The organism is Paenibacillus residui (assembly GCF_042677205.1).
Lineage (GTDB): Bacteria > Bacillota > Bacilli > Paenibacillales > NBRC-103111 > Paenibacillus_L > Paenibacillus_L residui.
This window is the reverse complement of record NZ_JBHTIU010000003.1, coordinates 50,158-67,781: the sequence shown is the minus strand read 5'-3', so window position 1 is coordinate 67,781 and position 17,624 is coordinate 50,158. Positions and strand designations below refer to the sequence as shown.

Sequence of the window (17,624 nt, the reverse complement as noted above, 5' to 3'; positions counted from 1 at the left end):
CACGGACAAATACATGTTGATATAGTTATTCGCGGTAAATTCAATAATTCCTTCTTTTTCGCCAACATTTTCAAAAAAAAATGTAGAATTATATTGATTAAGCTTGCTGTAGATTAAACGCCTTTCCTCACGATGTGACCGAGATTCCCTTTGATCATGCACCAAGCCTATTTTCGACACTTTTATTAAACAAAAAAAAGAACCGCCGATTGAATCGGCGGCTGCACATCGTGCAAATATTCGGATAGGAGTGGAGAGAAACCATACTGTACTTTTATTATATGAATCCGTTTTCATTTTGTCAATGGTTTTTTTGAAAACGTTTTATATTTTTTTGTAATTAAAATAGCGCAACCTTCCAAGAACTTATTTCCCATGGAAAAAGCAGGCTTGTCCAAAGCCTGCTTCCTACCTATCCGGAAAACTATTGATGAACCGTATATTGCTCTTTGAGCAAATTTGCCGCTTTCTCATAATCCTTCTCATTATCGAAGGAAAGCCTGAGTACCCCGGGGACATCCGCGCGGCTTTCGATAATTTGAATGTTGCGCAGGTTGATTCCTTCATTACCGAGCTGTGTGGCTATACTGCCGACAATGCCCGGGTGATCGGGAACGTCCACATACAGATCATAGAGAGAGGTTAGAACTCCCTTGCGCCTCTCCGGAAGCTGCCCGCGAAATTGTCCGGCACGGATAAACTCCTGCTCGATCCCCGGCCCGTCCGCCGCCTCCAGCAATTGAACAAAATGCTCCATCTGCCGATTCCAATCCTTAAGCAAGTCCAGCAGAACCTTCCGATTATGAACGAGAATGTCCCTCCACATGACCGGATCTCCGGAGGCAATCCGGGTAATATCGCGGAATCCCCCGGCGGCCAGACGCTCATAATAAGGATTGTCCTTATTGTAGGCCGCAATTTGATTCACTAAAGCAACCGCAATAATATGCGGAAGATGGCTGATGGCGCCGACGATATCGTCGTGAAGCCCGGAATCCATCCGGACAACATGAGCCTTCGTCCAGCGCAGAAGGTTCTCCAGCCTGCCGTAAACCTCTTCAGGAGTGGATTCCAGGGGAGTTAGTACATAGAAAGCATTCTCGTACAAATAGCTGGAAGCGGCCTCCACCCCGGACCGCTCCGAGCCGGCCATCGGATGGCCCCCTATGAAATAAGCGTCCTTAAACTGCAGCTTGCGCGCGTAATCCATAACCGATGCTTTGGTGCTGCCTACATCGGTAATGATGCAGCCCGGCTTCAGCGGCAGGTTGCTTAAACGCTCCAGATAAGGCTCCAGTTGACCTACGGGAACGCATAGAAAAATATAGTCGGCATCGCAGGCCGCCTGCTCGAACGAAGTCGTTGCTTCATCGACGACTCCCCGTTCCAAATATTTGTTCACGGAGGCCGGATTGGGGGAATGGCCCACTACCCGCAGGCCCGGCTTTCCTTTAAAGCAAAGAGCCAGCGATCCCCCCATTAATCCGACGCCAAAGATCGAAATGGTCTTAGCTTCGTCCTTTATAAAGCCCACTTATGCTTCCACTCCGATTTCCGCCAATACGTTCTCGAGCGCCCGGATGAATTTCTCATTCTGCTCTTGGCTTCCTACGGTCACTCTAATTTTGGTCGGGAAATCCAGCTGATGGCCCCCACGGACAATGAAGCCTTGGCGCAGCAGTCCGTTGAATACATCCGCAGCCGACCGCTTGACGTCCACCATGATGAAATTTCCATGCGCCGGATAATAGGACAAGCCCATCCGGGCAAATTCTCCGGTCAAATAACGAATGCCGGCCGCATTCTCCTCGCGGCAGCGGTCAATGAAAGCTTGATCCTTAACGGCAGCCAGAGCGGCCGCTTGACCGAATCGAGACGTATTGAAAGGCTCTCTCACTTGATTGATCGAACGAATGACATCCGGATGCCCTACGCCGTATCCGATTCTTAGTGAAGCCAAACCGTATATTTTGGAAAAAGTGCGAAGCAAAATAAGATTCGGATAGGTCTTCAGAAGCCGGAAGCCGTCCGGGTATTCCGATGTCGTATTGTATTCGGCATAAGCTTCATCCAGCACAACCAATACGTTGGAGGGCGCCTTCTTCATAAACGCTTCAATCTGCTCATGCGTAACCATCGTTCCGGTCGGATTATTCGGATTACAGATCCAAACGACTTTCGTCCGCTCCGTAATCGCTTCGAGCATGGCTTCCAGATCATGGGTCCCGTCTTGAAGAGGAACCTCGATACAAACCGCTCCCTCGATTTCCGCATTGTGCTTATACTGCGGGAAGGTATGGGAAGCCATGACCGTTTCGTCCCCGGCTTCAAAGTATGCGCGGGAGATCATCAAAATGACTTCATCCGAACCGGCGCCGAAAATGATTTGATTCGGCTCGACCCCGAGATGCTCGGCCAAAGCCGCGGTTAATTCAACGGCACCGCCGTCCGGATAAAGGCTTGTGTTTGCTATTTCCGAAGCTATCGCTTCCTTAGCTTTCTCGGAGCATCCGAACGGATTCTCGTTGGAAGCCAGCTTGATGACTTCCGTGAGCCCCAGTTCTCTCTTCACTTCTTCAATAGGTTTACCCGGCTGATAGACCGGTAAATGAACGATATTCTTCTTCGGCTGCACGGCCAACACCCCAATATGAAAAAATAAGTTACGCTTTTAATTGTCGCACAAATTCACGAATTTGCAAGAGACCGGCCGATTTTGTCTCTTCCTGGCTTAAAAGCGGGAGTGTTTCTTCGATTTTGCGGACAATCGCACTGCCGACCACGACTCCGTCACACTTTTTGGAAAAATTGTCGACCTGCTCCCGGGAAGAGATCCCGAACCCGATCGCTATCGGCACCTCGGTGGATCGCTTAACCGTATCAAGGAATGAATCAATACCCTCGAAAAATTGCGAACGGGTTCCGGTAACGCCCAGCGAAGAGACGCAATAGATAAAACCGGCGGCTTGCGAAGTAATTCGCTGGATCCGGTCATTGGAGGTCGGGGCGACGAGCGGAATCAGATGAATGTTATACTGTCTCGACAGCTCCAGCACCTGCCCGTTCTCTTCCAGCGGCAGATCCGGGATAATGATGCCGCTCACGTCGTTCTCGCGCAGCAATTCGAAAAATCTTTCCAGCCCAAGCTGCAGCACCGGATTGTAGTAGGTGAAAATAATAAACGGCAGCTTGCTGCCTCGGTCGCGGCATTGCCGTGCAATGCGAATGCAGTCGACAATTGTGACCCGGTGCTGCAGCGCTCTCAGCGAGGAACGCTGAATCACCGGCCCGTCCGCCAACGGGTCTGAATAGGGGACACCCAGCTCGACCATATCGGCTCCCGCTTTTTCCAGCTCGAGAATAATGTCCACCGAAGTGGCCAAGTCCGGATCGCCAACGGATATGAACGGCATGAGGGCAGTTTGTCCCTGTTCCTTAAGTGACGCGAAACGTTCGTCAATAAGATTCATTGTCCATCCCCTCCCAAGTACTTCATGATCGACTCCACATCTTTATCGCCCCGGCCGGAGAGGCTGACTATAATCGTTTGATCAGGGGACATCGTCGGAGCTATTTTTACCGCCTGGGCTACTGCATGGGCGCTTTCCAGGGCGGGAATAATTCCTTCCTTGCGGCTGAGCAATTGCAGGGCATCCAATGCCTCCCGGTCCGTGATCGGCACGTATTCCGCCCGGCCGCTGTCCTTCAAGTAGGCATGCTCCGGTCCGATTCCCGGATAATCCAGTCCGGCGGAAATCGAATGAGCGGGCTGCACCTGGCCATATTCATCCTGAAGAACGAAGCTCAGCGAGCCCTGGAAGACCCCCGGCGTACCTTTGGTCATCGTGGCCGCATGCTCATCGGTATCGATCCCGGCCCCTGCCGCCTCGACTCCCATCAAGCGAACCTCCGAATCCTGTACGAAAGGATAGAACATCCCCATCGCATTGCTTCCGCCGCCTACACAGGCGATGACCAAATCCGGAAGCCTTCCTTCCGTTTCCAATATCTGTTCCCTGGATTCATCGCCAATAATTCGCTGAAAATCGCGCACCATCTTCGGATACGGATGAGGGCCCGTGACGCTGCCCAGCACATAATACGTATCCTCTACATTTGCCGCCCAATAACGAAGTGTTTCGTTGCAGGCATCCTTCAACGTTCTCGAACCGGAAGTGACCGGAACGACCTCTGTGCCGAGCAATTTCATCCGGAAAACATTCAGCTGCTGGCGCTTGGTATCTTCCTCGCCCATGAACACCTTGCATTCCAGCCCGAGAAGTGCGGCAATAGTCGCCGTAGCCACCCCGTGCTGACCGGCTCCCGTTTCGGCAATGATTTTCTTCTTCCCCATTCGCTTCGCCAGAACGGCCTGTCCGATCGTATTGTTGATTTTATGTGCGCCGGTATGATTCAAATCCTCGCGCTTCAAATAGATTTTGGCTCCGCCCAGATGCCCGGTTAACCGTTCCGCAAAGTACAGCGGTGTAGGTCTGCCCGAGTACTGTTTAAGCAAATATCGGACCTCGCTTAAAAATTCGGGATCCTTCATGTAATGTGTAAAAGCTTCTTCCAGCTCCAGCAGTGCGTTCATTAATGTTTCGGGAACATAGCGTCCTCCGAATTTGCCATACCGGCCATATTGATCCGGGACCTGAGTCATCGGCTTTTCACCCTTTCCACAAACTGTTTGATTTTAGCTATATCCTTCTGTCCTTCCGTCTCCACCCCGCTGGAAACATCCACTCCGTCAGGTTGGTATGCAGAGATCAGTCCGCTCACATTATCGGGGGTTAAGCCTCCTGCAACGATCAATTTCATTCCTGCGGCCCGGGTCAGCTCCAAATAATCGGGAATGACCTTCCAGTTGAAGGTTTTCCCGCTGCCTCCGCCATGTACAGGATCATATGTGTCCAATAATATGGCATCCGCCGAGCCGGCGAAGGGCAATACGAGATCTGCGGGAGAAGCGGTCTGCGACATGGAGATCGAGACGGCTTTGAACAATCCTGTCCCGAATCTCTCCTTCACTTGATGGCAATATTCGGGGGATTCCCGTCCATGGAGCTGTATAACATCCAACGGAACGATCTTCAGTATCTCTTCAAGCTCTTCCGGTTCAGGATTGACGAAGACTCCAACGGATGCGGGAGCCGGCCTTCCCTGTTCCCGCTCCCTCACCAATTCCCCGGTCATCTCTGCGGCCTGGCGGCCGGTCACTCTTCTCTTGCTCGGGGCAAAAACAAAACCGATATACTCTATCGGCAAGGAAAGAATCGAGCGGACCGCTTCGACCGTCTGCAATCCGCAAATTTTAACCGCTGGGCGGATCATCTCGCCACCTCTTCGGTGCCGGGCTCTCCCATCAACTGTTTCACGGCCCATCCGATATTATGCTGCCTCATAAAATGCTCGCCCACCAAAACGGCATGAGCGCCGGACGCCAGCAAATAACGGATCTCCTCCGGGCGGGATATGCCGCTTTCGCTGACGATTGTCGCTTCCTGCGGAATATGGCGAATCAGCGACTCGGTCGCCGCCAGATCGGTAACGAAGGTCTTCAAATTGCGATTATTGATTCCTATCAAGGAAGCATCCAGCTCCAAGACCCGCTCCAGCTCTTCCCGGTCATGCACTTCCACCAGCGCATCCAATCCCAGGTCGCTGCTTATTTGCAGCATCTCCTTCATCTCTTCCGCTGTCAGAATGGCAGCTATCAGAAGGACCGCATCCGCACCGATCAGACGGGCCTCGTAAATTTGGCGGTAATCGATCGTGAAATCCTTGCGCAGGATAGGAAGCCGGACCGCCTCTCTAATCTCCTGCAAATAACGGTTGCTCCCTTGAAAATACTCTACATCCGTCAGAACGGACAAGCAGTCCGCCCCGGCCTCTTCATACGTCCGAGCTATATTAACAGGATGGAAATCCTCCCGGATCAGTCCCTTGGAAGGGGATGCCTTCTTCACTTCCGCAATCAAACCCATGGGACGGTTACGGCCTCTGGCAAGCTTCTCCCCAAAGCCTAAACAAGCAGGCAGTTCCGCTATTTGTCTCTCCGCTTCGGTAAGGGAGAATCGCTCCTTCAGCGCCGCGACTTCCATTCGTTTCGTCTCAACGATTCGATCAAGATACATGGCTCAATTCTCCTGTGCAATGAATTAATTCGTCCAGCTTGCGGCTGGCCCGGCGCGAATCGATAACCTCCGCTGCCAATTGTACACCATCCCGCAGGGAGGAACAACGCCCGGCCACATAGAAGCACGCTCCCGCGTTGGCCAGCACAATGTCCCGGTACGCTCCTTGACGACCATCCAGAATCGAATGGATAATCTGCGCATTCGTCTCCGCATCTCCTCCGGCTACTTCTTGCAGCGGATAGGTCCGAAGCCCGAGCTCTTCCGGAGAAATCGTATAAGTCCGAACCTCTCCTTCCAATAACTCCGTTACCTGGGTCGGAGCGGAAATGCTGATTTCATCCAATCCGTCGTAGCTCGCAACGACAAGTCCGCGCTTAAGCTGCAGTGCGTTCAATACATGTGCGAGCAGCTCGGTCTTGGAGCGGTCGAAGACACCGAGCAGCTGACGGTCGGCCCCCGCCGGGTTCGTGAGCGGTCCCAGAAGATTGAACACCGTTCTGACCCCGAGCTCTCGTCTCGGCCCCGCTGCATGCTTCATAGAAGGATGAAAATCCTGCGCAAACATGAAGCATATTCCGATCCGGTTCAAGCAGTCGGCGGCCTGTACGCTGTTCAACTGTATGTTTACGCCGAGCTTCTCCAGCACATCCGCGCTTCCGCTGCGACTGGACATAGCCCGGTTGCCGTGCTTCGCCACCCGAATTCCGCCTGCGGCAGCGACGATCGCCGATGCCGTGGAAATATTGAACGTATTGGCGCCGTCTCCCCCCGTTCCGCAAGTATCGAGCAGATCGAATTGCTCCGTACGTACCCGGTTGGCCTTGCTGCGCATGGATTCCGCAAATCCGGTAATTTCATCGATCGTTTCGCCTTTCATCCGCATGGCGGTCATCAAGCTGCCGATCTGCGCGGAAGTGGCTTCCCCATCCATAATAGCCGACATGACCTCACTGGCTTCGGCCCGCTCCAGATGCTGGCCCGAAATGACTTTGGCTATCGCTTTCTTAATCTTTGCTTGATTATCCATCAACTCAATCCCCCCGCCTAATCGGATTATAAATTACTTCCGGAAGCATTCCCGGCATAATAATAGTCTTGGTTGGCCGCTGTTTCCCCGCCTCCGCCGCCGAACATCTCCTCCGCCATACGGATAGATTTCAGCAGCGCTGTAGCTTTATTCACCGTTTCCACATATTCGTTCTCCGGCACCGAATCTCCGACGATGCCCGCTCCGGCCTGCACATAAGCCTTGCCGTTCTTGAACACGATCGTCCGTATCGTAATGCAGGTATCCATGTTGCCGGCAAAGCCGAGGTAGCCGATGGCCCCTGCATACGTTCCCCTGGCCTCATTCTCCAGCTCGGCGATAATTTCCATCGCCCTTATCTTGGGAGAACCGGACACGGTTCCGGCGGGAAGGCAGGAGATGAAGGCGTCGAAGAAATCTTTATCCCGGCGCAGCTTACCGGTGACATTCGAAACGATATGCATGACATGGGAGTAGCGTTCCACTTCCATGAATGAGTCGCATTTCACCGACCCGAACTCCGAGACCCGGCCCAAATCGTTGCGTCCGAGATCAACGAGCATCAGGTGCTCCGCTCGCTCCTTCTCGTCGGCCAGCAGCTCCTTCTCCAGCGCCTGGTCCTCCTCTGGAGTAGCTCCCCTCGGCCTCGTTCCGGCGATCGGGCGCGTCTCCACCTTGTCTTCCTCCACCCGGACCAGCAATTCCGGAGAGGCACCGACGATGATCTCATCCTCCATTTTCAGATAATACATATAAGGGGACGGATTGACAGTTCGCAGCACCCGGTATACCTGCAAGGGGGAAACGTCCGTTTCGATTTCAAACCGTTGGGACAGAACTACCTGAAAAATATCTCCCGCACGAATGTAATCTTTGGCCTTCTCCACATTGTCCATGAACTCCGCTTTAGTCACATTGGATCGAATCTCTCCCAGCTCGACCTCCCGGACATTTACGTTTCGGGATGCCGGCAGTGAAGGAGACGGCCTCTGCAGTTTGCGGACGGTCTCGTCGATCTTGAGGCATGTCTTTCGATAGGCCTCCGCAATGTCGGACTCCGATGCTTGAGGAGGAATATGCACGTTCGCAATCACTTTGATTTGCTGCTTGAAATGGTCGAAGGCTATAACCTGATCGCAGAACATGAACTGAATATCGTTCATCTGTAAATCGTCCCGCCGATGTGCCGGAAGCTTCTCGTAATACTGAAGCAGATCGTAGCCGAAAAATCCGATCGCCCCTCCCGTGAAACGGGGCATATCCTCGAAATAAGGACTGGAAAAGGAGGATAAGCATTCTTTCAAAACTTCCAGCGGCTTCTCCCTTAAAATCTCAGTCTCTTGGCCCTTGGTCACCCGGACCTTGCCGTTTTTCGCCTTTACGGTCATGAACGGATCGGTTCCAATGAAAGAATATCTGGCCCATTTGACCCCTCCCTCCACACTTTCAAGCAAGAAGGCATTCGGTTCGTTGACAAAATGCTGAAATAACCGGATGGGGGTTTCCACATCGGCCAACAGGCTGCGCGCGATGGGTATCAGGTTGAATTGCTCGGCCAGACGGGTAACTTCTTTCAATTCCGGACTATACATTCTCGATCTCTCCTCCGTTCATGTGTTAGGAACGACTCTGACGCCCAGTCATGCCACTTCGTACAAAGCTTGGACTTCTTACCGCTATAATCTTTAGACAAAATAAAAACAGCCTTCTACTCACCGTAGAGGCTGTCAATGTACAATTTAAGCAAATGGAAGCGAACAAAGAATAGCAAACAAACATAATGAATCCAACGACTCATTATAGATGCGCGGCTCATTCTTGCTCTCTACTCAACTCTTCTCAGCTCAAACTGTTCTCAACTAGTCTCTACTCAATCTCTTCTAAGGTCTTTCTCAAAACTGGTTATCTCTCAATATACAGGAGAGCCGCTTGACTCGTCAACCCTTATTTTTTCCCGACAATATCCGGACGAAGCGCTTTGGCTCCGTTCAGGAACACGTGCCGGATTTCATCCTGCCGCTTGGTAGTGTTGACATGCACCATTAGACGGATACACATCGGTAAGCTGGGCTGTACCGGTATTTCAAGGCAGCACATCAAAGGAACGAGCTCCCAGCCCGGCATTTGGCGGATCGCTTTGGCCGGAAATGTAGCGGTCAGATCATGAGTCGTCGTGACCAGAATGCTGCCTATATCCTCGGGATGCACATCATTCTCGGCAATGAGCTCGTTCATCAGCTCCGCCGTAGCCTGCAAAATTTCTTCTTCGTCGTTATTGTTTACGGTTGTCGCACCGCGAATTCCCCTAACCCACATCATCGTTTTATTCCTCCCGTTTCAATTGTTCCACTGTTTCCCTTACCCATTCGACCGAAATCTGGTGATTGATTTCGACCTTGCCTATCGCGGTAGGAATGATAAAGACCATCTTACCTTCTTTAAATTTCTTGTCATGCATCATGGCAGACATGATCTGTTCCGTGTCCATATGCTCCGGCAGTCTGACCGGCAGTCCGAATCGCGATAAAATCTCCTTGGTCTCGCGGTAGATCGATTCCGGATGGCCCAGCTTCATAGCCAGTCTGGCAGCCCCTACCATTCCTATCGATATGGCTTCGCCATGAAGAAGCTCATTATAGCCCGCCACAGCCTCCAGTGCATGCCCGATCGTATGCCCCAGGTTAAGGATAGCCCGCAAGCCGTTCTCCTTCTCATCCTGTGACACAACAGCCGCTTTGACCTTACAGCCGGTATAGAGTGCCGTCGCCAAAGCTTCCGGTTCGAGCGCCAGCAGACGATCGGCATGATCGCGACACCAATCTACGAACGCGGCATCCCAGATTAGGCCGTGCTTGATCACTTCCGAGAAGCCTGCACGAACCTCCCGATCCGGCAGCGTATTCAACGTTGACGTATCGTACAGGACGAATTCCGGCTGGTGGAAAGCTCCGATGACGTTCTTGGCCAGCTTGTGATTGACGGCCACCTTGCCGCCGACACTGCTGTCGTGAGCCAGAATCGTTGTCGGTATCTGGACAAAGCGGATTCCTCGCATATAGCTTGCGGCCGCGAACCCGGCGAGGTCTCCGACAACTCCGCCCCCCAATGCGACGATACAGGAGCTGCGGTCCAGTCCCGCTTGTAAAGCATCGGTTACGATATCCTCCAATATGGCCAACGATTTGGATGTTTCTCCAGAGGGAACGATTTTGGTTACTACATCAAATCCTCCAGCGCGCAAACCATTCGCTACCGAATCCAGATGCCTGGCGGCAACATGCTCATCCGTAACGATCATAAGCGGCGAAGCCTTACGGATTCCGTGCTTCTCAAAAAATCCGGAAATTCCGGATATCATTCCCTCACCAATATATATCGGATACGACCGTTCCCCTAAATCGACGATCAGCTCTTTCATAGCTGCCCCTCCTTGTCTCCCATGCTGTGCGCTCTTGCGCTTTAGCGCTTTTATGTGCTAATTATAGTACAGGGCACCCGCTTTGACAAGAAAAGTTCGTTTAGATCCAACGAACCTAAAATCATAGGAAAAGCCTGCTCTGATAGATTACCATTCCCTTGATGCTTTGCAGTCCGTCCGTTTCATTTGCAGTGCGACTGCCGGACATACCGCCGATCAACATCCTTCCGCGAAAAAAAATAGCACGCCGGAATGACATATGGTCACCGGGCGTGCTGGTTAGCTGATCGCAAGTTTAAGACGTTCAACTGTTCATCGACTGCCTTGGGACGGGACGGGGCCGTTCTCCTCCGTGAGGAGCGCCAACCATTCCCATAATTTCCAAGGAATCGATCCCCAATATTTGAGCACATTCTTGTATCGTTATAAACCCTCTTTGATAGGCTTCGATAACTTTCCTTTTATCCAAGCGGATACCCTCCTTATCGTTCTGCCGTAGCAGAAACGGCTTTGTAAGCAAAGCGGACGCTTCCGGGAAAGCTGTTCTGATGCAAACATAGGCTGGATTCTTCACAAAACCTATAGACTTAAGAAGATTGGGCCCATACCTTCCGGAAACCAAGCCCGGGGCCGTTATGAGAACGGCTGCACCGTGCCTGTCAGGAGCCTTTGCTCACAGTATTGGAGAGATTGGAAAAAATTATACTTAGAATCTTACAGTTTTTTTCGATAGAAGAAAGTGTCGGCCGGCTCCAACCCGAATTTGCCCGGTGAGAAAATTTGCTCCGTGCTGCCTACGAACAGGATGCCCCCTGGTTTGAGCGCATCCGAAAACTTCCGGTAAAGAAGCTGCTTCGCTTCCTCCGTGAAGTAAATCATGACATTTCGGCAAATAATCAAATCGAAATCGGGCTCAAACCGGTCTTCCAGCAGATTATGCCGGCGAAATTCCACTGTCCGGAACCGGTCCCTGATCAACCGGTAGCCCCCATTCTCCTTGACAAAATATTTATCCAGCAATGGCGCCGGAACCTCCCGTACCGATCGTTCGGAGTAGAAGCCCTCCCTGGCCTTGGCCAGCACTCCCTCATCCAGATCGGTAGCCAGAAGCGAAGCCGACGCCAAAGCGTTATTCTCGCTCAGGATCATGGCAAGCGTATAAGGCTCTTCGCCGGTAGAGCAAGCGGCGCTCCAGCATTTCAAGCGTTTCCCCTGCTTAAGCATCTCAGGCAAAAATTTGTGCTGTAAAGCGTCCCATCGGTTCGGATTGCGAAAAAATTCCGATACATTAATCGTCATTCGATCGAGGAATTCGTTCAGAAGCCCCTTATCCGAAGACATCGCCGCATACAGCTCCCGGAAGGTCGCAAAGCCCTTCTTCATCCGAAAGGTGGTCAGCCTGCGTTTCATTTGAGCTTCTTTATACTGCGTCAAGTCTATCGCAGTCAAGCTTTTCACGTTTTCCATAAAGAGCGTAAAGTCTTTGTCCTCCAAGTCCGGCTCCTCTCCCATGGCCTGATGATTACTGATAAACCCTAGCTTATATCCATTTATTCAATACTTTATCGTAGCCGGCGATTTCCTCAGGCTTAAAGAAATTGTTGATTTCCCGTTCCGCACTTTCCGGCGAATCGGATCCGTGAATCAGATTCATTCCGGTATGGACGGCGAAATCTCCGCGAATGGTTCCCGGCTGCGCATCCAGAGTATTGGTCTTGCCCATCATGAGACGGGAAAGGGCGATGACCTGATCTCCCTGCCACACCATAGCAAATACGGGTCCCGAAGTAATGAAGCTTACCAGGTCCTCGTAAAACGGCTTGCCCTTGTGCTCCGCATAGTGATATTCGGCCTGCTCACGGGAAATGACCATCAGCTTGCCGGCCACCAGTTGAAATCCTTTCTGCTCAAAGCGCTTAACGATCTCCCCGATCAATCCGCGTTGGACCCCATCAGGCTTTACCATCAAAAATGTTTTTTCCATTTCCATCACTCCTGTTTTGTATTATCAATCATTCAGTAAGAACGATTCCCAACAAAATGAGCTACTCTGATCAGATCTTTCTTGGCTTGAATTTCGGGAAGCGGGCCAAGCGCCTGTATCGCTCGGTCAATATATCGGGACGCAAGCTCCTCCGCTTGGCGGACTCCTTCGCTTCCCCGCACTATATCGAGGAAGCGGCTGACATCGGTCTGGCCTTCCGCGGCGCGGATCCGGTTCAATTCTTCGAGAAGAGGTGCGCGGAGCTTGTCCTCCCTGAGAGCACACAGAATGGGCAAGGTAATGTTGCCCTGCTTGACATCGCTGCCCGGCGGTTTGCCCAGCTCCTTCTCGGTCCCGGTAATGTCCAGCAAATCATCCCGGATCTGGAACGCCATCCCTACGTTGTATCCGTACAGATACAATCGGTTGGAGATCGTCTCCGGAACCCCTGAGGCGATCGCCCCAAGCTGACAGCTAATCGCAATCAGCAAAGCCGTCTTTCTCTTGATCCTCAGCAAATAATTGCGGAGCGTTTGACCAGTATGGAAGAAATAACGAATCTGCTCCATCTCTCCGATACAAAGTTCGACGATGGCCTTGGACATGATTTGATGGATAGTGGGGTTCGACAATTGAGTCGCTACCCCTATCGCTTTGGCAAATATATAATCCCCCGTATACATCGCTATCCGATTATCCCATTTGGATTTCACGGTCAGCTGACCTCTGCGGGTATCGGCATCGTCGATCACATCGTCGTGAACGAGACTTGCCATATGAATAAGCTCCATTGGAATGGCTATGTATTTCAATTTATCCAAATCGTAATCCCCGAACTGCCCGGCCAGCAATACAAACACAGGCCGCAGACGCTTGCCTCCCGCCTTCAACAGGTGGCTGGACGTCTCCCGCAGCTCGGGATGATCGGAATGAACGCTTTTTAACAGTTCTTTCTCGAGATAGTTTAAATCCTTCTTGATTCTGGCGTAAATATCAATTATTTTCATTCGTTCACCTGTATGACGGAATTATCGTGCCAGATTTTCAGCGATACGGGCTCCTCCAGCAGTCCAAGCTCCCAACCGTATTGGTAGTACAGCCGGAGGCCTTCCCATTGAGCGGGGCCGAAGTCGTAGGTTAGCTGCTGGAAATACTGCTTCCAGTACAATTCGCTTCCGCCGATCGACGACTGGGCATCGCGGATCATCTCTTCCGGGCGGGCCATTCCCTGCTCCTTACTCCAGCAGAACGCCTCATAAATGCGCCGGACCACTTCCGGTCGTTCTCGCAGCGCCTGTTCCCGAATCGCCCAAACGGCGAAGGTCATTGATTTCCCCGTCCAGTGATTCCACAGCTGACCAAGATCAGTGACCTGGTAACCCGATCGGCTCCAACTGGCCCGAATGGCATCGTCTCCGATCAGCAATGCCGCATCGGACTCTTTCATCATATCATCTAACGATGGAGAAGCATAGAAATAGGTCGGCCGGCCCCCATAATATTTCGAAATAATGATTTTCAGCAGATTGACGGAGCTTGCCGAAGTCGTGGGCAGCGCGATCGTTCCATGGACAATCTCCTCCAATGGCCGACGATGAAACAGCAGAATCGAATTGACTCTGCCGAAAGCGCTCACGGACAGATCGGGAAATAACACACAGTCTTTAAAGTATTGCCCATAAGCGAAGGAAGAAATCGGTCCCATATCGATCTTACCTTCTGCCAGTGCTTTATTCAAGCTCGTCGGCACCTGCAGAAGCTGCTCGGCCTCTTCTTGAAACTGCTCCATCGGAAAATAATAAAAGATCGGCCAAACATTCGTATAATTAATTCTGCCTATCCGAATTTTCTTTGTTTTGTTTTCCATTGCCTTCTCCCCATCTTATATACAGATCGTGTTCTATCTCCATGGAGTCCAAAACTTTGCCCACCATAAAATCGACCACTTCATCCAAAGATGAAGGCTTCTGGTAAAATCCCGGCATGGCCGGAATGATCCGGATCCCCATTCTCGCAAGAGTCAGCATATTTTCCAAGTGTATGGCGTGCAGCGGAGTTTCGCGGGGAACGAGAATCAGCTTCCTGCCTTCCTTCATCATGACATCGGCCGCTCTCTCCAGCAAATTATCGGATGAACCCCGGGCAATCCCCGACAAGGTTCCCATGGAGCACGGGATGACAACCATGCCTTTCGTCAGGAACGTTCCGCTGGCTACACTTGCTCCAATATCCTGTATGGGATGATAGATCAGTTCCCCCGGCAAATCTTTAAAGTGCTCCTTCAGCGTGTCCCTCCTGCGCGGAGAAGCGCTCCAATCCAATTCATCATGCAGCACCCGCCATCCGGCATCCGTAATGATCAGATGAACCGTCTCTCCCCTTGCCAGCAGCTCCTCGCATAGACGGACTCCATAAATGACGCCACTGGCACCTGTCATTCCAACAATCCATTTCTCCCTGGCCATCTTACATCACCACCAGATCGATTAAAGTAAAGACGAATACAACGACGCTCAATACGCCGTTCATCGTGAAGAAAGCAGTATTTAAACGGGACAAATCTTTCGGGGAGACAATCCAATGCTCATAGAAAAGAATTAAATAAGAAATAATGAGACCGGCGAAATACCACCAGCTTAAGTCGGTAATGAAAAACAATGCGCTTAGTCCGATCGCGGTGATGACATGGAACGCTTTAGCTATCCACAGGGCCTTAGCTACTCCAAAACGGCTGGGAATAGAATGCAATCCTTCCTCCCGGTCGAAATCCGTATCTTGGCAAGCATAGATGACATCGAACCCGGCTGTCCAGAAAGCAATCGCAATATAAAAAATAAACGCTGTCCAGGTAATCTCACCGGTGACCGCAACCCACCCGCCCAATGGGGCAAGGGCAATCGTCAATCCCAGGATAATGTGGCAGCTCCAGGTAAATCGTTTCGTATACGAGTAGAAAACAAGAAAAAAGACCGCTATGGGCAGCAGTTTCATCGCAAGCGCATTGAGTTGAGAGGCGGCAATAAATAGCAGGACAAAGGACACCACAATAAAAATATAAACTTCCTTCGACGTCAATAACCCCGCCGGTATGGCCCTTCCTGCGGTACGCGGATTCTTCTTGTCAATCGCTCTGTCGATCAGCCGGTTAAGGCCCATGGCGGCGCTTCTCGCCCCAACCATGGCCAAGGTAACCCATCCGATTTGCGCCCAGCTCGGAAATTCCCCGAACATAACAAAGGCTCCCAGCAGCGATCCCATATAAGCGAAGGGCAAGGCGAACAGCGTATGTTCGAACTTAATCATTTCAAGAAAAACTTTTACTTTATTCAACATTAAGGTTTCACCTGCGATTATTGGGTTTATCCCCTATATGTAAGGCAGCTATGCCTCCGGTTAAAGGATAGGTTTGGACGTTCTCCAGTCCTATTTCCTCAAAGATGGCCGCCAGCTGTTTATAGTCTGGAAAATGAACCAGGGATTCTGGAAGCCATTTGTACTGCTCATGCTTTCCGGCGATTAATTTCCCGAGAAGCGGTAGGATATTCTGAAAGTAAAAATAATAAATGCCCTTGAACGGCTGCCAAGTCGGCTTGGACAGCTCCAGTGAAACCACCTTGCCGCCGGGCTTCACCACCCGCTGCATTTCCCGGATGACCTGCTTGAAATCGGGGACATTCCGCAAAGCGAAGCCGATCGTGGCATAGTCAAAGGTGTTATCGTCAAATGGCAGCTCCATAGCGTTTCCTTGAACGAGCGAAATCTGCTTGTCCAAACCGAGCTTCTCTACCTTGGCCGCCCCGTAATCCAGCATATTGCGGCTAAAGTCCAGCCCGACAATCTCTCCGGTTCCGCTGGCTTGAGCCAGACTGATCGTCCAGTCACAGGTTCCGCAGCAGAGATCAATGGCGCTGTCTCCGGCTTGCACGTTCAGCTTGCGCATCGTAAATTTGCGCCAAAGCTTATGTTGGTTAAAGCTGAGAATGCTGTTCATCATATCGTACTTCGGCGCTATGCTTTCAAAAACGGAATGAACAAATTCTTCCTTCGATTTCACTCTGCCTCACCTCATCTTTCTTCCAACAATTGCGGCATGCCGACAAACCTGTAGTAGGTTTCCTGCAGCCGGAAGAGCTCTTCGGTTAAATTCGACGGCTCCAGCTTCCGGATGATTTCTTTCAGATGCTCCAATTGTTCGTCCAGCATCTGGGAGAGCTTGCCGGCGATATTATACTTCTGCAGCATAGAACGGATCAGTCCTCCGTCGGTTTTGTCCGAGGAAAGATAAGAACGCTCCTCCTTGGTTCCAAACTGCAGCAAATGCCAAAAGCCCCAACTGTTGCGAAATTGGTGCAGCGAATCCGCTCGGAACATTTCTTTCACAAGCACCTCGCACTTTGTAAAGCCGGTTAATATTTCGGGCCAAACCTTCAGATATCCGTCCGAGATCATCTTGTTGAAGGACAGGAACAACTGTGTCTTGATATTGACGGATTGCTGCAAATATTCCTCCGCCGTCAGCTTCAGCTGCTTCATCTGCAAATAGAAATTCATCTTCATGCGGTTAACCTCACAGATGGATAGAGACAGCTGCTTAATAATATCAATTTGTCCGGCCTGAGACAGAAGATTGTAAAATCTCGAACTGAAATAAGCGCCTGCCAGCACCTTTAGTTGGCGTGAACGCGCTTCGTTCTGTTCTTTAAGCTCATTCGATTCCGGAACCTGGTCATGCGTATCCAGACCAACCTGAACGAGAGATGTCACTAGTGCAAATAAATTTCGGTTTTCTTCCTGAATTCCTTTGGCATTTAAAAAGGCTAGCAGCAGTCTTGTCCGGGCTTCCGGAAAGTCAGGCAGGGAAGTATGACTCTGGATCATATCATACTCCATGTACGGCTTCGCCATTTCTTGAATTCGAGATTTCGTCATACGCCGCCTCCGAACATACCAAGTGCATGATAAATACAACATATAATTATAGCATAACCTGACAGAGATCGTACAATCAACCGTCCGGCCAATTATTACGAAAAAGTGAACGAAGGAAAACCGGAC

Annotated in this window: 19 protein-coding genes; all 19 read right to left on the bottom strand. The window is 51.1% G+C overall.

Annotated elements, in window-relative coordinates; genetic code table 11:
• Window positions 1-424: 424 nt before the first annotated feature.
• Window positions 425-1,534 (bottom strand): prephenate dehydrogenase, encoded by a 1,110-nt coding sequence (locus ACFQ03_RS01360; protein ID WP_260981968.1) that lies wholly within the window; start codon window positions 1,532-1,534, stop codon window positions 425-427.
• On the bottom strand, window positions 1,535-2,635 hold the full coding sequence (gene hisC, locus ACFQ03_RS01355; protein WP_379285589.1) for a histidinol-phosphate transaminase: 1,101 nt from the start codon (window positions 2,633-2,635) through the stop codon (window positions 1,535-1,537).
• Window positions 2,636-2,663: 28 nt separating this feature from the next.
• Window positions 2,664-3,470, bottom strand: coding sequence for a tryptophan synthase subunit alpha (gene trpA / locus ACFQ03_RS01350; RefSeq protein ID WP_150959817.1), 807 nt, complete (start codon window positions 3,468-3,470; stop codon window positions 2,664-2,666).
• Complete coding sequence (gene trpB, locus ACFQ03_RS01345) at window positions 3,467-4,663, bottom strand: tryptophan synthase subunit beta (RefSeq protein ID WP_150959816.1); 1,197 nt, start codon at window positions 4,661-4,663, stop codon at window positions 3,467-3,469. Before trpB ends, trpA begins: the two co-directional genes overlap by 4 nt.
• Window positions 4,660-5,334, bottom strand: a complete 675-nt coding sequence (locus ACFQ03_RS01340; protein ID WP_379285586.1) for a phosphoribosylanthranilate isomerase — start codon at window positions 5,332-5,334, stop codon at window positions 4,660-4,662. The genes trpB and ACFQ03_RS01340 overlap by 4 nt, the downstream gene beginning before the upstream one ends.
• Window positions 5,331-6,137, bottom strand: a complete 807-nt coding sequence (trpC, locus tag ACFQ03_RS01335) for an indole-3-glycerol phosphate synthase TrpC (protein ID WP_144933310.1) — start codon at window positions 6,135-6,137, stop codon at window positions 5,331-5,333. Before trpC ends, ACFQ03_RS01340 begins: the two co-directional genes overlap by 4 nt.
• Entirely contained in the window at window positions 6,127-7,167 is a 1,041-nt protein-coding gene (gene trpD / locus ACFQ03_RS01330) for an anthranilate phosphoribosyltransferase (protein WP_150959814.1), read from the bottom strand. Before trpD ends, trpC begins: the two co-directional genes overlap by 11 nt.
• Before the next feature lie 26 nt (window positions 7,168-7,193).
• Window positions 7,194-8,759, bottom strand: coding sequence for an anthranilate synthase component I (gene trpE, locus ACFQ03_RS01325; RefSeq protein WP_144933312.1), 1,566 nt, complete (start codon window positions 8,757-8,759; stop codon window positions 7,194-7,196).
• Between the two features lie 352 nt (window positions 8,760-9,111).
• Window positions 9,112-9,483, bottom strand: a complete 372-nt coding sequence (gene aroH, locus ACFQ03_RS01320; protein WP_144933394.1) for a chorismate mutase — start codon at window positions 9,481-9,483, stop codon at window positions 9,112-9,114.
• Window positions 9,484-9,490: 7 nt separating this feature from the next.
• Window positions 9,491-10,585: a 3-dehydroquinate synthase gene (aroB, locus tag ACFQ03_RS01315; protein ID WP_150959812.1), complete on the bottom strand. Its 1,095-nt coding sequence runs from the start codon at window positions 10,583-10,585 to the stop codon at window positions 9,491-9,493.
• Between the two features lie 304 nt (window positions 10,586-10,889).
• Entirely contained in the window at window positions 10,890-11,054 is a 165-nt protein-coding gene (locus tag ACFQ03_RS01310; RefSeq protein ID WP_191964341.1) for a hypothetical protein, read from the bottom strand.
• Window positions 11,055-11,299: 245 nt separating this feature from the next.
• Window positions 11,300-12,079: a CheR family methyltransferase gene (locus ACFQ03_RS01305; RefSeq protein ID WP_225312660.1), complete on the bottom strand. Its 780-nt coding sequence runs from the start codon at window positions 12,077-12,079 to the stop codon at window positions 11,300-11,302.
• Between the two features lie 46 nt (window positions 12,080-12,125).
• Window positions 12,126-12,569 (bottom strand): nucleoside-diphosphate kinase, encoded by a 444-nt coding sequence (ndk, locus tag ACFQ03_RS01300; RefSeq protein WP_144933315.1) that lies wholly within the window; start codon window positions 12,567-12,569, stop codon window positions 12,126-12,128.
• A 32-nt stretch (window positions 12,570-12,601) separates the two neighbouring features.
• Window positions 12,602-13,576 carry a polyprenyl synthetase family protein gene (locus ACFQ03_RS01295; RefSeq protein ID WP_144933316.1) on the bottom strand — a complete coding sequence of 325 codons (975 nt, stop codon included), beginning with the start codon at window positions 13,574-13,576 and terminating at the stop codon, window positions 12,602-12,604.
• Window positions 13,573-14,436, bottom strand: coding sequence for a menaquinone biosynthetic enzyme MqnA/MqnD family protein (locus tag ACFQ03_RS01290; RefSeq protein ID WP_379285581.1), 864 nt, complete (start codon window positions 14,434-14,436; stop codon window positions 13,573-13,575). Before ACFQ03_RS01290 ends, ACFQ03_RS01295 begins: the two co-directional genes overlap by 4 nt.
• Complete coding sequence (locus ACFQ03_RS01285) at window positions 14,396-15,034, bottom strand: UbiX family flavin prenyltransferase (protein WP_144933318.1); 639 nt, start codon at window positions 15,032-15,034, stop codon at window positions 14,396-14,398. Before ACFQ03_RS01285 ends, ACFQ03_RS01290 begins: the two co-directional genes overlap by 41 nt.
• Window position 15,035: 1 nt before the next feature.
• Window positions 15,036-15,902 (bottom strand): UbiA-like polyprenyltransferase, encoded by an 867-nt coding sequence (locus ACFQ03_RS01280; RefSeq protein WP_150959809.1) that lies wholly within the window; start codon window positions 15,900-15,902, stop codon window positions 15,036-15,038.
• Between the two features lie 7 nt (window positions 15,903-15,909).
• Window positions 15,910-16,623: a demethylmenaquinone methyltransferase gene (locus ACFQ03_RS01275; RefSeq protein ID WP_150959808.1), complete on the bottom strand. Its 714-nt coding sequence runs from the start codon at window positions 16,621-16,623 to the stop codon at window positions 15,910-15,912.
• A gap of 11 nt (window positions 16,624-16,634) precedes the next feature.
• Complete coding sequence (locus ACFQ03_RS01270; protein ID WP_144933321.1) at window positions 16,635-17,498, bottom strand: heptaprenyl diphosphate synthase component 1; 864 nt, start codon at window positions 17,496-17,498, stop codon at window positions 16,635-16,637.
• Between the last annotated feature and the right edge of the window lie 126 nt (window positions 17,499-17,624).

Excerpts from the sequence above, each read along its gene's own strand:
- trpA (WP_150959817.1), bottom strand. The coding sequence starts at position 3,470 with ATGAATCTTATTGACGAACGTTTCGCGTCACTTAAGGAACAGGGACAA.
- trpB (WP_150959816.1), bottom strand. The coding sequence starts at position 4,663 with ATGACTCAGGTCCCGGATCAATATGGCCGGTATGGCAAATTCGGAGGA.
- ACFQ03_RS01340 (WP_379285586.1), bottom strand. The coding sequence starts at position 5,334 with ATGATCCGCCCAGCGGTTAAAATTTGCGGATTGCAGACGGTCGAAGCG.
- trpC (WP_144933310.1), bottom strand. The coding sequence starts at position 6,137 with ATGTATCTTGATCGAATCGTTGAGACGAAACGAATGGAAGTCGCGGCG.
- trpD (WP_150959814.1), bottom strand. The coding sequence starts at position 7,167 with ATGGATAATCAAGCAAAGATTAAGAAAGCGATAGCCAAAGTCATTTCG.
- trpE (WP_144933312.1), bottom strand. The coding sequence starts at position 8,759 with ATGTATAGTCCGGAATTGAAAGAAGTTACCCGTCTGGCCGAGCAATTC.
- aroH (WP_144933394.1), bottom strand. The coding sequence starts at position 9,483 with ATGTGGGTTAGGGGAATTCGCGGTGCGACAACCGTAAACAATAACGAC.
- aroB (WP_150959812.1), bottom strand. The coding sequence starts at position 10,585 with ATGAAAGAGCTGATCGTCGATTTAGGGGAACGGTCGTATCCGATATAT.
- ndk (WP_144933315.1), bottom strand. The coding sequence starts at position 12,569 with ATGGAAAAAACATTTTTGATGGTAAAGCCTGATGGGGTCCAACGCGGA.
- ACFQ03_RS01295 (WP_144933316.1), bottom strand. The coding sequence starts at position 13,576 with ATGAAAATAATTGATATTTACGCCAGAATCAAGAAGGATTTAAACTAT.
- ACFQ03_RS01290 (WP_379285581.1), bottom strand. The coding sequence starts at position 14,436 with ATGGAAAACAAAACAAAGAAAATTCGGATAGGCAGAATTAATTATACG.
- ACFQ03_RS01285 (WP_144933318.1), bottom strand. The coding sequence starts at position 15,034 with ATGGCCAGGGAGAAATGGATTGTTGGAATGACAGGTGCCAGTGGCGTC.
- ACFQ03_RS01280 (WP_150959809.1), bottom strand. The coding sequence starts at position 15,902 with ATGTTGAATAAAGTAAAAGTTTTTCTTGAAATGATTAAGTTCGAACAT.
- ACFQ03_RS01270 (WP_144933321.1), bottom strand. The coding sequence starts at position 17,498 with ATGACGAAATCTCGAATTCAAGAAATGGCGAAGCCGTACATGGAGTAT.